Consider the following 13248-nt stretch of genomic DNA (forward strand, 5'->3'; position numbering starts at 1 on the left):
GCGCCGACGGCGCCCGTGACGCCAGCGGCGTGGCAGGCGGCCGGGGCTGGGGCGGACGAGGCACGACAGGCCGCGGCACGGGCGGCTGCGCTCGGGGCGCCGGCGCCGACGACCGCGGCGCCGGCCGGACCGGGGTCTCCGGACGCACGGTGGCCGTGCGCCGAGGCACCTGCGGGGGCCTCACCGTCCCACCGCCGGGCCGCCGTCGCGCGGGCCGCCCGCGGGGCCGCCGTCCGCGGCCGCGCCGCCGTCGCCCGTCCCCACCGCGGCGAGCACGACGGGCGCGAGCTCCGTCACGTCGCCCGCGCCGACGGTCAGGACGAGGTCGCCGGGCCGGGCGCGCCGACCGAGCTGCGTGGCCGCCTCCAGGCGCCCCGGCACGTGCAGGCCGCGACCCGCCGGCATCGCCTCGGTGATCAGGGCTCCGGTCACCGTGGGGTCAGGGTCCTCCCGAGCCGCGTACACGTCGGTCACCACTGCCAGGTCGGCGGTCGCGAGGGCCTCGGCGAACTCCCGGGCGAACGTCCGGGTCCGGGAGTACAGGTGGGGCTGGAAGAGCACGAGCACGCGCCCGTTGCCGGCGACCGTCCGCGCCGCGCGCAGGAGCGCCGCCACCTCGGTCGGGTGGTGCGCGTAGTCGTCGACGACGCGGACCCCGCCCCGCTCGCCGCGGGCCTCGAACCGGCGGCCGGTGCCCCGGAAGCCTGCGAGCGCGTCCACCGCGACGTCGCTCGGCACCCCGAGCAGGCGTGCGGCGGTCCACGCGGCCGCCGCGTCGAGACCGTTGTGCGCGCCCGGGACCTGCAGCTCGAGGACGGCGCGGGTGCCGTCGCGGGTGTCGTGGACCGCAACCGAGCCGCCCTCACCGGCCGGCACCCACGGGCCCATCCGTACGACGGCGTCCGCGGCGGTGCCGTAGGTGATCACCGGCACGTCGTCGGCAGCCACGCGGGCGGCCAGCCGCCGTGCCCCGTCGTCGTCCGCGCACGCCACGAGCGAGCCGCCGGGCACGATGCGCCCCGCGAAGGCGACGAACGCCGCCTCGAACGCCTCGCGCGTCCCGTAGTGGTCGAGGTGGTCCGGCTCCACGTTCGTGACGACCGCCACCTCCGGCGCGTAGGCCAGGAAGGAGCCGTCGGACTCGTCGGCCTCCGCCACGAAGGCGTCGCCGGCCCCCGGCCGCGCACCGACGGGTCCGTCCACCGCGGCGCCGATCGCGTACGACGGGTCCCGCCCGGCGGCCACCAGCACGGCGGCGACCATGGCCGAGGTCGTGGTCTTGCCGTGCGCCCCCGCGACGGCCACGGTCCGCCTGCCGGCCATGAGCGCGGCGAGGGCGACCGAGCGGTGCAGCACGCGCAGCCCACCCGAGCGGGCGGCCGCGAGCTCCGGGTTGGTCTCGCGGATCGCCGAGGAGACGACGACCGTGTGCACCCCCGCCACGTGTGCGGCGTCGTGGCCGACGTGCACGCGCACGCCTGCCTCGCGCAGGGCGGCCAGGACGGCGGAGTCGCGGGCGTCCGACCCGGAGACGGGGACGCCCCGCGCAGCGAGGAGGAGCGCCACGGCGGACATGCCTGCACCGCCCACGCCGATGAGGTGCACACGACCGAGGGTGTCCAGCGCGGGGGGCGTCGCGGTGGCCCCCGTCGCCCCGCCGGCCGCGGTCACCGGGCCACCTGCTCGACGAGGTCGGCCACCCGGGCCGCCGCGTCCGTCGTCCCGACGGAGCGCGCGGCCTGCGCCATCGCGGCAAGCCGCGCACGGTCGGCGAGCAGCGGCACGACGTGCGCCCGCACCCAGGCGGGGTCGAGCTGGGCATCCGGGACCAGGACGCCGCCGCCCGCGTCCACGACGGGCGCGGCGTTGAGGCGCTGCTCGCCGTTGCCGACGGGCAGGGGCACGTAGACCGCGGGGATGCCGAGCGCCGCGAGCTCGCTGACCGTGCCGGCGCCGGCTCGGCACACGACCAGGTCCGCCACGGCGAGCGCGTCCTGCATGTCGGCCAGGTAGGCCAGCACGTGGTACCCCGGCACGCCTGCGACGGCGGCCCGCACCTCGGCGTCCTTGCCGGTGCCGGTCAGGTGCAGGACCTGCACCCCGGCGTCGGCCAGGTCCGCCGCTGCGCCCGCCAGGGCCCGGTTCAGGCTCAGTGCGCCGAGCGAGCCGCCCGTGACCAGCAGGGTCGTCGCCGCCGGGTCGAGCCCGAGGGTCTTCGCAGCCGCCCGCCGCGCACCGTCCGCGTCGGTCTGACGCGCGGCGGCGAGCGCGGCGACGGGCGGGCGCAGCGGCAGGCCGGTCACCGTCGCGCCGGGCAGCCGGGTGCCCGGGAAGGTGACGGCGACGGCGTCGGCCCAGCGCGCACCGAGCCGGTTGGCCAGGCCCGGGCGCGCGTTCTGCTCGTGGATGACGACCGGCACGCGACCGCGGGCCGCGAGGTACGCGGGCGTGGCGACGTACCCGCCGAAGCCCACGACCGCCTGCGCGCCCACCGCGGCGTCCCGCGCGACGGCGACCGCGCGGCGCAGGCGCGCCGGGAGCCGGAACCAGTCGAGGGTCGGGCGGCGGGGCAACGGCACGCGGGGCACCGTCACGAGCCGGTACCCCCGGGCCGGCACGAGCTCGGCCTCCAGGCCCTCCGCCGTGCCCAGCACCGTCACGTCGATCCCGGCGTGCCGGCGGCGGAGCTCGTCGGCGACCGCCAGCAGCGGGTTCACGTGGCCGGCCGTGCCGCCGCCGGCGAGGACCACCGACCGCAGCGGCGGCCGCGGCGCGCCCGCCGTCGCCTCCGAGGCCACCGCGCCCGGGTCCGCCGGGCCCACGACGTCAGCCACGGCGCGCCTGCCGGGGGCGGGTCGCCAGGCCGACGACGGCCAGCGAGCGGCGGACGACGTTCGGCCGGGCCGCCAGCGCCTCGGCGGCCCCGGGTTCCGAGCGTGCGAACGACAGCAGCACGCCCATCGCGACCATCGTGGTCACGAGCGCGGAGCCACCGGCCGAGACCAGCGGCAGCGGGACGCCGACCACGGGCATCAGGCCGATGACGACGGCGATGTTGATGATCGCCTGGCCCAGCACCCACGAGCCGATGCCCGCCGCCGCGATCTGCACGAACGGGTCGTGGTGGCGCCGCACCACGCGGGTGACGGCGACGGCGAGCACACCGAACAGGGCGAGCACCAGCAGCGTGCCCAGCAGCCCGAGCTCCTCGCCGATGATCGCCAGGATGAAGTCGTTGTGCGCCATGGGCAGGTAGGACCACTTCTCCCGGCTCTCGCCCAGCCCGATGCCCGTGAGGCCTCCGGTGGCGAGGCCGTAGCGGCCCCGCAGGGTCTGGTAGCAGGCGCCCTGGGTGTCGCAGTCCGCGCTGAAGAACGCCGCGATGCGCTTCACGCGGGTCTCCCCGATGAGCGTCATCTGCCACACGACGAGGCCCACCACGACGAAGGCCACCGCGAAGAACCGCAGGGGCACCCCGGCGACGAAGAGGGCGCCGGCCACGAGGACGAGGATGATCAGGCCGGTCCCGAGGTCGTGCCCGAGCAGGACCAGGCCGACCACGCCCGCGGCGACGACGACCCCCGGGACCAGGACGTGCGACCACTGGTGCAGCAGCGCCTGCTTGCGCGCGAGGACCACGCCCAGCCAGACCGCGAGCGCGAGCTTGGCGAACTCCGACGGCTGCACCTGGCCGCCCGGGACGGCGAGCCAGTTGCGGTTGCCGTTGACCTCGATGCCGATGAGCAGGACGAGCACCTGCAGGCCGCTGGCGGCGAGGACGGCCGGCCACGCGAACTTCTTGTAGAACGCGACCGGCAGGCGGCTGGCGACCCAGGCCAGCGGCAGCCCGATGAGCGCGAACCGCGCCTGGTTGAGGAAGATCGAGTACGGCGAGGCGCCGTCGGTGTCGCTCAGCGAGGAGATGCTCGAGCTCGACAGCACCATGACCAGCCCGAGGGCGACGAGCAGCGCGACCGCCCCCGCGATGAGGTAGTAGCTCGTCACCGCGCTGTTCCACTGCCCGAGGGCGGAGCGGCGCTCGTGCGCCTCCGCCTCGAGGACGACCGGGGCCGCCATCAGGTCGCGGGGCCGCTCGGCTCGCCCTCGTCGAGCGCCCGTACAGCCTGCGCGAACCGCTCTCCGCGGTCGGCGTAGCTGACGAACTGGTCCATCGACGCGCTCGCGGGAGCGAGCAGCACCGTGTCGCCGGGCCGGGCGAGCCGGCGGGCGGTGTCGACGGCGCGGGTCATCACCGTCCCAGTCTCGGTCGGATCCACCCGGACCACGGGGATTCCCGGCGCGTGTCGGGCGAGCGCCCTCTCCCACGGCGAGGCGTCGACGCCGATGAGCACGGCCGCGGCGAGCCGCTCACCCCGCGCGGCGACGAGCTCGTCGAACTCGGCGCCCTTGGCGAGCCCGCCGGCCAGCCAGACCACAGTGCCGGGCGGGTAGGCGGCCAGCGACGCGGCGGCGGCGTGCGCGTTGGTCGCCTTCGAGTCGTCGACGTACGCCACGCCGTCGACCTCCGCGACGACGACCGAGCGGTGCTCGCCGGCGGGGAAGGCACGCAGGCCGTCCCGGACGGCCTGCGCCGGCACCCCCCAGGCACGCGCGAGCGCGGCGGCGGCCAGGGCGTTCGCGACGACGTGCGGCGCGACGACGCCGGTCGGGCCGGCGAGGTGCGCGAGGTCGTCGAGGGTGGCCAGCTCGGCCGCGTGCCCCGTGCGGTCGGGATGGTCCAGCGGCGCGTGGAAGGCGCGGTCGACGAGGATCCCGTCGACGACGCCGAGCTGGCCCGGAGCCGGCGCGCCGCGCGTGAAGGCGACGGCGCGGGCGCCCTCGACGACGTCCGCCTCCGCCACGAGGCGCTCGAGGCGCGGGTCAGCGGCGTCGTAGACGCACGCGAGCACCGCCCGCTCGTAGATGCGCGCCTTGTCGGCGACGTAGGCGTCCATGCCGCCGTGCCAGTCCAGGTGGTCGGGCGCGATGTTGAGGACGGCCGCCGCGTGCGCGGACATCGACGTCGTGAAGTGCAGCTGGAAGCTCGAGAGCTCGACGGCGAGCACGTCGACGCCGGGGTCGGTCGCCGCCGTCACGACCGGGGTGCCCACGTTCCCCACCGCGGGCGCCGCGTGCCCGGCGGCGGCCAGGATCGAGGCGAGCATCCCGACGGTCGTCGTCTTGCCGTTGGTGCCCGTGACCACGAGCCAGGGGGCCGGGCCGGGGGCCGACGCGCGGTCCACGCGCAGCCGCCACGCCAGCTCGACCTCGCTCCACACCGGGACGCCGCGCTCCGCGGCCCCGGCGAGCAGCGGGTGCGCAGGTGGCCACCCCGGGGAGGCGATCACGAGGTCGATCCCGCCGAGGTCCACCGAGCCCGGGTCGGCGACGTCGGCGTCGGCCGCGCGCTCGTCGAGAGTCGTGACGACGGCGCCGCGCGCGGCGAGCACGCCGACGACCGCGCGACCGGTCACCCCGAGCCCGGCGACGAGCACCCGACGCCCCGCGAGGTCCGTCCCCGTCGGGTCGGCTCCGCCGTCGTTCGCGGCTCCGCTGATGGGCACGGCTCCGCCGTCGTCCTGCCGCCCCGCCATCAGCCGGTCACCCACTCCGCGTAGAACAGGCCGACGCCGCCCGCGACGAACAGGCCCGCGATGATCCAGAAGCGGATGACGATCGTCACCTCGCCCCAGCCCGACAGCTCGAAGTGGTGGTGCAGCGGCGCCATCTTGAACACGCGCCGGCCCGTCATCTTGAAGAAGCCGATCTGGATGACGTCGGAGAGGACCACGAGCACGAAGAGACCGCCGATGATGGCGGCGAGGATCTCCGTGCGGGTGAGGATCGACATCCCGGCGAGCGCGCCGCCGAGCGCGAGCGCGCCCGTGTCACCCATGAAGATCTTCGCCGGGCTCGCGTTCCACCACAGGAACCCGAAGCACGCACCGGTGATCGCGGCGGCGACCATCGCGAGGTCCAGCGGGTCACGTACCTCGTAGCAGGTGGGGCCCGCCGTCAGGACCGACGTGCAGCGCTGGTTGAACTGCCACACGCCGACGACGACGTAGGCGCCGAAGACGATCAGGGACGCACCGGTCGCGAGGCCGTCGAGGCCGTCGGTCAGGTTCACCGCGTTCGACCACGCGGTGATGAGGAAGTTGGCCCAGATGACGAAGAGCACCAGCCCGAGCGCCGCCCCGCCGAACGCCAGGTCCAGGTCGAGGTCCCGGATGAACGAGATGTGGGTCGACGCCGGCGTACGGAACTGACCGCTCGGGAACTGCAGCGCCAGGACCGCGAAGGTCACGCCCACCAGGCCCTGGCCGACGATCTTCCAGCGGGCCTTGAGCCCGAGGCTGCGCTGGCGCGAGATCTTGATGTAGTCGTCGAGGAAGCCGACGAAGCCGAGGCCGGTCATGAGGAAGAGCAGCAGGACCGCCGACGCGCTCGGCACGTGCCCGGTGACCAGGCTCGAGCCGGCCCAGCCGATGAGCGTCGCCGCGATGATGACGACGCCGCCCATGGTCGGCGTGCCGCGCTTGGTGAAGTGGGCCGTGGGGCCGTCCTGCCGGATGAACTGGCCGTACTGCTTGCGCACGAGCAGCCGGATGAACAGCGGCGTCGCCAGCAGCGCGATCACCAGCGCGAACCCGCCGGACAGCAGGACGGCGATCATGCGGCCCCTCCCTCACCGGCCAGCTCGCCGGCCAGCTTCCCGGCCAGCTTCCCGGCCAGCTCTGCGAGCCCGGCGCTCCGGCCGCCCTTGACGAGCACGACGTCGCCGGGCCGCAGGTGCCGCGCGAGCCAGTCCTGCGCGGCGGCACGGTCGGGCACGAGCTCGGACTCGCCGTCGAAGGAACCCTCCTGCACGGCACCGACGTGCACGGCGCGGGCGTCCTCCCCCACCACCAGCAGCTTGTCGACGCCGAGCCGGACCGCCGCCCGGCCGAGGGCGTCCAGCTCGGTCACCGGCACGGGCCCGAGGTCGTCGGGCGCGGCGAGCACCGCGACCGCCCGGGTGCCCCCGCGCTCGTCGCGCTCACGCCGCAGGCGCCGCAGCGCCGCCCGCGTCGAGTCCGGCGTCGCCGCGTGTGCCGCGTCGACCACCGTGACGCCGTCGGGCCGGACCGTGACCTGCCACGACTGCGCGAGGGCCGTGAGGTAGGCGTCGCGGTCGTTGTAGCGGTGGAAGACGCCGGCGATCTCCTGCGTGGGCTCGTGGCCCTTGCCCGTGACGATCACGGTGTCGCCCTCGACCGCCAGCTCCATGCCGACGCGCAGCGCCTCGGACCGGGGCGACAGCTCGACGACGTCGCGCAGGTCGGGCCGGACCGCGCGCACCCCGTCCAGGATCGACGCGCGGATCGCGGCCGGCTCCTCCGACCGCGGGTTCTCGTCGGTCACGACGAGGACGTCCGCGAGCCGCGCGGCGATCTCGCCCATGATGGGCCGCTTGCCCTGGTCGCGGTCGCCGTCGGAGCCGAACACCAGGACGAGGCGGCCCGGTGTGATCGGGCGGACGGCCTCGAGCGCCAGGGTGAGCGCGTCGGGCGTGTGCGCGTAGTCGACCAGGCAGAGGGCCTGACCCGGCCCGCGCTCGATGACCCGCTCCATGCGGCCGGGGATCGCGTGCGCGCCGGCGACCCCCGCCACGGCCTCGTCCAGCGGGATGCCCGCGCGGTGCGCCACGACGACGGCGACGGCGGCGTTCGAGACGTTGACCAGGCCCGGCAACGGGCTGGCCGCCTCGACGCGGACGCCGCCGGGGCCCTCGAGCGTGAACGTCGACCCGACGCCGTCGAGCCCGATCGTCGCCGCGGTCACGCGCCAGTCGGCGCCCGCCCAGCCGGCCGCGCCCTCGCGCGTCGCGACGGTGTCGACCGGGATCTCGACCTCGGAGGCCAACCGCACGCCCCACTCGTCGTCGACGCAGACGACGGCGCGGCGAGCCCGCTCGGGCGCGAAGAGGCGCGCCTTGTCGCGGAAGTAGCCCTCCATGTCGCCGTGGAAGTCCAGGTGGTCGCGCTGGAGGTTCGTGAAGGCGGCGACGTCGAACTGGACGCCGCCCACGCGCTCGAGCGCCAGGGCGTGGGACGAGACCTCCATCGCGCACGCCGTCGCCCCGCGCTCGCGCATGAGGGCGAAGAGCCCGTGCAGCACGGGCGCCTCCACGGTCGTGCGCGGCGACTCGATGGACTCCTCGCCCACGCGCAGCTCGACGGTGCCCACCACGCCCGTGAGCGGGTGCCGCCGCTCGAGAGCCGCCGCGACGAAGTAGCACGTCGTGGTCTTGCCGTTGGTGCCGGTGATCCCCACGAGCGTCAGGTCGCGGCCGGGCTCGCCGTAGAACCACGCGGAGACGGGACCGAGGAGCGAGCGGGGCGCGGGCGTCGTCAGGACCGGCACGCCCAGACCGGCCAGGCGCCCGGCGCCCCCGTCGTCGGTCAGCACGGCCACCGCACCCGCCGCCACGGCGTCGGCCGCGTAGTCGGCGCCGTGCGCGCGCAGCCCGGGCAGCGCGACGAACAGGTCGCCCGGCTGCACGTCGGCGGAGCCCACGGCGACCCCGGTCACGGTCACCTCCCCGGCCTCGCCGGCCAGCCCGAAGGCCTCGACGAGGTGGGACAGGTGACGCCGGGGGCGGCTCGCCGGGCGCATACGGCCCTGGGGGGACGTCACGGCCCCGAATGTACCGTCCGCACCGGCCCTTGCCGCGCCGAGCCCTCCGGCGGTCACGGGTACGTGGTGGGGAAGAGCTCGGGCACGGTCCCCGACGGCGGGATCCCCAGGTGCTGCAGCGCCTGCGCCGTGACCTGGCTGAAGACCGGCGCTGCCACCGTGCCGCCGTAGATCGACGTCTTCGGGTCGTAGAGGACGACGTTGACCACGATGCGCGGGTCGTCCGCGGGCGCGATGCCGATGAAGGACGCCACGGTCTTCACGACCCCGCCGCCCTCGAACGCCTGCGCCGTGCCCGTCTTGCCCGCGATCCGGTACCCGGGGACCTCGGCGTTGCCACCGGTGCCCTCGGTGACGGCGCTCTCGAGCATGCGCACCACGGTGTCGGCGGTCTCGGCGGAGACGACCTGGACCGGGTCGGCGAGCTCGACCGGCTGCAGCACGCCGTCGTCGTCCTCGACGGCCGCGACGATGTGCGGCTGCACGCGCAGCCCGTGGTTGGCCAGCGTGGCGAAGACCTGGGTGTTCTGCAGCGTCGTCGCACCCACCGCCTGGCCGAACAGCACGGCGTACGGCGAGCGCCCGTCGTGGTCCCAGCCGGAGACGTCGTCGACGATCAGTCCCGGCGACTCGCCCGGCAGGCCGACGCCGGTGCGCTGGCCGAACCCGAACTTGTGCAGGTAGTCGAGCCGCACCTGGGGGGGCACGTTCTGCCCGACCATCACGGTGCCCGTGTTCGACGACTCCGCGAGGATGCCCGTGAGCGTCAGCGGCAGGTCGCCGTGCGCGTGGGAGTCCTTGAACACCTCGCCGTTCGGCGTCGCGTACTGGTAGGGCACCACGAACTGGCTGGTGGGCGTCGCCACGCCCGTCTCCAGGATCGCGGCCATCGAGATCGCCTTGGCCGTCGAGCCCGGCTCGTACGTGTACGACGCGGCGCGGCTCGGCTGCGCGTTGCCGCCGGGGTTGTTCGGGTCGATGCTGCCCGAGTCGGCGAGCGCGAGGATCTCCCCCGTGCGCGTGTCCACCACCTGCACCGCGCCCCAGGGCGCACCCGTCGCCGCGACCTGGGCGTCGATCGCCGCCTGCGCGGTGTACTGCAGGTCGCGGTCGATGGTGAGCTGCACGTCCCGGCCCGGCTGCGGGGCGACGTACTGCTCCTCGCCCGTCGGGATGCGCTGGCCGCCCTCGCCCCGTTCGTAGGTGTCGGAGCCGTCCTGGCCCGCGAGCGTCTCCTCGTACACCTGCTCCAGGCCGGCCAGGCCGTACCCGTCGGTGCCGACGAACCCGAGGATGGTGCCGGCGGTCGTGCCGGCCGGGTAGAGCCGCTGGGAGACCCGCTCCCCCCACACGCCCATGATCCGCAGCTTCATGATCTGCTCGTACACCTCGGGCGGCACGCCCTTGACGAGGTAGGTGAACGTCGAGTCGCCGAGGAGCTTGGGGCCGAGCTCCGCGGCCGAGGTCCCCATCAACGGTGCGAGCAGCTCCGCGGCGTGGGCCGCGCTGTCGCCGTCCTTCTTCCAGTCGGCGAGCTGCTTCTGGTCGACGACGATGTTCCACCGCTCGACCGACGTCGCCAGGACCACCCCGGACCGGTCGAGGATCTCGCCGCGCTCCGCCGGCACCACCTGGGTCACCGTGCGCCCCCGCAGCGCCTCGGCGGCGAACGCCGGGGCGGCGATGGCCTGGACGTACACCAGACGGCCCGCGCACACGAGGAGCAGGACGAGCGAGAGGGCGAGGAGGATCTTCTGCCGCCGCACCCGCAGTGGCGCGCGGGTGCGCGCCGTCACGCGCGGCGGGCGGGCCGGCCGCGCGGGGACCGGACGCCCGGGCACGTCACGCCCGGCCGCCCGCCCGGGTGCCGGGCGCGCCGAGCCGGGAGCGGACCGCTGCGCGGGGACCCGCGCGGTCCGCGGCTCCGCGCCCGGTGCGGTCCGCCGCCCGGTCGCCGCGCCGTGGCCCCCGGCGCGCGCGCCGGCGCCGCGCGGGGACACGGGACCGGGCACACGGGCATCGTGCGCCACGGGTCCGCGGCCCTGGGCGCTGCCACGCCGCCGAGGCGCGCTCCTCACCCGCTCGGGTGCGCCCGCGGCACCGGGCGCCCCGCGCTCACCGGGGCCCGGGCCGTCCGCTCGCCGCATCAGCCCTGACCCGCCGGCACGGGGTTGCCCAGCACCACGCCGTCGGACAGGCGCAGGTAGCCGCCCGACGTCGTCGGGACCATGCCCAGCGCGCGGGCCGCACCCGCGAGCGCCTCCGGGGAGGACATCTGCTCGAGCCGTCCGCGCATCTCCTGCTGCGCCTGGGCCGACTGCGAGAGGCGGGTCGCCAGGTCGTAGCGCTGGTACTCCATCTGCGCCATCGACGTGTTCAGCAGGAGCGCGCCGAGCAGGGCCGACGTGAGGGCCGCGATGCAGGTGACCACGAACGGCACCCGGGTGCGCGCCTGGGTCGGCGCGCCGACCACGCGCAGGCGCGGCCGCGGGGCCGGTGCCGGCGCCGGGGCGCGGCGGGGCGTTGTCCGGGGTGCGGCGCCGGCGCGTGCCGTGGCCGTGGTGGCGTGCAGGGCGCTCATGCGGCCCACCCCGCCGTGACGGTCCGCAGGTGGTCCGGCGTCGGGCGCAGGCGCTCGACGGCGCGCAGCCGGACGGACGACGAGCGGGGGTTCGTCGCGCGCTCGTCGTCGCCGGCGAGCTCCGCGCCCCGCGTGAGCAGGCGCAGGTACGCGCGGTGCGTCTCCGGCTCGACGGGCAGGCCCCGCGGAGCGCTGGACGTGGCGCCACGCGCGAACGCCTGCTTGACCAGCCGGTCCTCGAGCGAGTGGTAGGCGAGCACGACGACGCGCCCGGCCACGTCGACGGACTCCAGCGCGGCAGGGAGCGCGCGCTCGAGCACGCCGAGCTCGTCGTTGACCTCGATCCGGACGGCCTGGAACGTGCGCTTGGCGGGGTTGCCGCCGCTCGTGCGCGCCGCGGCGGGGATGGCCGACCGCACGATGGAGACGAGCTCGCCGGTGCGCGCGAGCGGCGCCGACGCGCGGGCGGCGACGACCGCGCGAGCGATGCGCGGGGCGAACCGCTCCTCGCCGTACGTGCGCAGGATCCGCACGAGCTCCCGCTCCGGGTAGGTGTTGAGCACCTCGGCGGCGGTGAGCGGCGAGCCGGCGTCCATGCGCATGTCCAGCGGCGCGTCCTGCGCGTAGGAGAAGCCCCGGTCGGCCTCGTCGAGCTGCATGGACGAGACGCCGAGGTCGGCGAGCACGCCCTGCACGGGACGACCGACGACGCGCTCGACCACGGCGAGCACGTCGTCGTACACCGCCTGGACGGCCGTGAACCGGTCGCCGAACGGCGCCAGGCGGGCGCCGGCGAGCGCGAGCGCCTGGGCGTCGCGGTCGAGACCGACGACACGGAGGCCGGGGAACCGCTGCAGGAACGCCTCGGCGTGGCCGCCGAGGCCCAGCGTCATGTCGACGAGCACCGCGTCGGGCGTCGCCACGGCCGGGGCGAGGAGCTCGACGCAGCGCTCGAGAAGGACGGGCACGTGCCGCGCGGGCTGCGCGGCGGGCGTCTCGGCCATCTCGCCTCCTGTCGGGTCCTCGGGGTCTGCGGGCGCCGGGCGGGCCGGCGTCGTGCTCGGGAGCTGGCGCCGGTGGGCGCTTCGCGGGTCGACTGTCCGTGCTGGCTCTTCTGGTCACAGTGCTGGCCGGGGGCCCTCCAACCGCCCGACCAGGTCTCCCTCCGCAGCTCGCTCCGGCGCCGGGGAAGTGCGTCGCAGCGGGCGGGGAGAGACCTCGTCGTGCGGGCGTCGCCCGCGCCGACCGGCAGCCCGTCACCTAGAAGGCACCCGGGAACACCTCCTCCGCCGTGTCCGAGTAGCTCTCGACCTGCTCGGCCAGGTAGGCCTCCCAGGCCGCCGCGTCCCAGATCTCGACCCGCGTGCCCGCGCCGATCACGGCGACGTCGCGGTCGAGGCCGGCGTACGCGCGCAGCGCGGACGGGATGGCGAGCCGCCCCTGCTTGTCGGGGATCTCGTCGTGCGCGCCGGACAGGAAGACGCGCAGGTAGTCCCGCGCCTGCTTGCTCGTCACCGGGGCCTGACGGATCTGCTCGTGCATGCGCTGGAACTCGCTCATCGGGAAGACGAACAGGCAGCGCTCCTGTCCCCGCGTGACCACGAGGCCGGAGGCGAGCTGGGCCCGGAACTTGGCGGGCAGGATCAGCCGCCCCTTGTCGTCCAGCCGCGGGGTGTAGGTGCCCAGGAAGGGCGCGTAGGAGGCGAAGGCGCCGGTCGACTCGTCGGCCATCCGTCCGCCTCCTTCCGTCCTCGCCTGCGGCACGGGAGACCCACCCTCCCCCAAGTGGCTCCACAGTACTCCACTTCCCTCCACCTTCAAGAGGAAACGGCCGGTCTGAGCGGGTGAAGCGACACGTCAGCCCTGGTCAGCGGCGTGGTGCGAAGTGGAGGGCGATGGCGGCACCCGGCGTGCCACGCGGCGTCCCGTCGCGTCGTCCGCCGGGCGCCGACACCGCTCGAGCACGACGCACGCCCGTCCTGGCGCGC

10 protein-coding genes are annotated in these 13248 nt (G+C 75.9%); all 10 read right to left on the minus strand.

Annotated elements, in window-relative coordinates; genetic code table 11:
• Window positions 1–180 precede the first annotated feature (180 nt).
• The 10 genes from murC to mraZ all read right to left on the minus strand — a co-directional run bounded on the left by murC (window position 181) and on the right by mraZ (window position 12991).
• Window positions 181–1671: a UDP-N-acetylmuramate--L-alanine ligase gene (murC, locus tag AFE02nite_RS04880; protein ID WP_261765462.1), complete on the minus strand. Its 1491-nt coding sequence runs from the start codon at window positions 1669–1671 to the stop codon at window positions 181–183.
• Entirely contained in the window at window positions 1668–2759 is a 1092-nt protein-coding gene (murG, locus tag AFE02nite_RS04885; protein ID WP_261765505.1) for an undecaprenyldiphospho-muramoylpentapeptide beta-N-acetylglucosaminyltransferase, read from the minus strand. The genes murC and murG overlap by 4 nt, the downstream gene beginning before the upstream one ends.
• A 67-nt stretch (window positions 2760–2826) precedes the next feature.
• A complete protein-coding gene (ftsW, locus tag AFE02nite_RS04890; protein WP_034249820.1) occupies window positions 2827–4077 on the minus strand; it encodes a putative lipid II flippase FtsW in 1251 nt (416 codons plus the stop codon).
• A complete protein-coding gene (gene murD, locus AFE02nite_RS04895; RefSeq protein ID WP_146819150.1) occupies window positions 4077–5594 on the minus strand; it encodes a UDP-N-acetylmuramoyl-L-alanine--D-glutamate ligase in 1518 nt (505 codons plus the stop codon). The genes ftsW and murD overlap by 1 nt, the downstream gene beginning before the upstream one ends.
• On the minus strand, window positions 5594–6676 hold the full coding sequence (gene mraY, locus AFE02nite_RS04900) for a phospho-N-acetylmuramoyl-pentapeptide-transferase (protein WP_034248374.1): 1083 nt from the start codon (window positions 6674–6676) through the stop codon (window positions 5594–5596). The genes murD and mraY overlap by 1 nt, the downstream gene beginning before the upstream one ends.
• Complete coding sequence (locus AFE02nite_RS04905) at window positions 6673–8679, minus strand: UDP-N-acetylmuramoyl-L-alanyl-D-glutamate--2,6-diaminopimelate ligase (RefSeq protein WP_186814461.1); 2007 nt, start codon at window positions 8677–8679, stop codon at window positions 6673–6675. Before AFE02nite_RS04905 ends, mraY begins: the two co-directional genes overlap by 4 nt.
• A gap of 53 nt (window positions 8680–8732) precedes the next feature.
• A complete protein-coding gene (locus tag AFE02nite_RS04910; protein ID WP_261765463.1) occupies window positions 8733–10691 on the minus strand; it encodes a peptidoglycan D,D-transpeptidase FtsI family protein in 1959 nt (652 codons plus the stop codon).
• Between the two features lie 134 nt (window positions 10692–10825).
• The gene (locus AFE02nite_RS04915; protein WP_146819151.1) at window positions 10826–11260 is read right to left on the minus strand and encodes a hypothetical protein; all 435 of its coding nucleotides are present in this window, start codon (window positions 11258–11260) and stop codon (window positions 10826–10828) included.
• On the minus strand, window positions 11257–12264 hold the full coding sequence (gene rsmH, locus AFE02nite_RS04920; RefSeq protein ID WP_034244213.1) for a 16S rRNA (cytosine(1402)-N(4))-methyltransferase RsmH: 1008 nt from the start codon (window positions 12262–12264) through the stop codon (window positions 11257–11259). Before rsmH ends, AFE02nite_RS04915 begins: the two co-directional genes overlap by 4 nt.
• Window positions 12265–12520: 256 nt before the next feature.
• Complete coding sequence (gene mraZ / locus AFE02nite_RS04925; protein ID WP_052113487.1) at window positions 12521–12991, minus strand: division/cell wall cluster transcriptional repressor MraZ; 471 nt, start codon at window positions 12989–12991, stop codon at window positions 12521–12523.
• Between the last annotated feature and the right edge of the window lie 257 nt (window positions 12992–13248).

Source organism: Actinotalea fermentans (genome assembly GCF_007991475.1).
GTDB classification, from domain to species: Bacteria; Actinomycetota; Actinomycetes; order Actinomycetales; family Cellulomonadaceae; genus Actinotalea; species Actinotalea fermentans.

Coding starts and splice junctions, on each gene's coding strand:
- ftsW (WP_034249820.1), bottom strand. CDS start 4,077: ATGGCGGCCCCGGTCGTCCTCGAGGCGGAGGCGCACGAGCGCCGCTCC.
- murD (WP_146819150.1), bottom strand. CDS start 5,594: ATGGCGGGGCGGCAGGACGACGGCGGAGCCGTGCCCATCAGCGGAGCC.
- mraY (WP_034248374.1), bottom strand. CDS start 6,676: ATGATCGCCGTCCTGCTGTCCGGCGGGTTCGCGCTGGTGATCGCGCTG.
- AFE02nite_RS04915 (WP_146819151.1), bottom strand. CDS start 11,260: ATGAGCGCCCTGCACGCCACCACGGCCACGGCACGCGCCGGCGCCGCA.
- rsmH (WP_034244213.1), bottom strand. CDS start 12,264: ATGGCCGAGACGCCCGCCGCGCAGCCCGCGCGGCACGTGCCCGTCCTT.
- mraZ (WP_052113487.1), bottom strand. CDS start 12,991: ATGGCCGACGAGTCGACCGGCGCCTTCGCCTCCTACGCGCCCTTCCTG.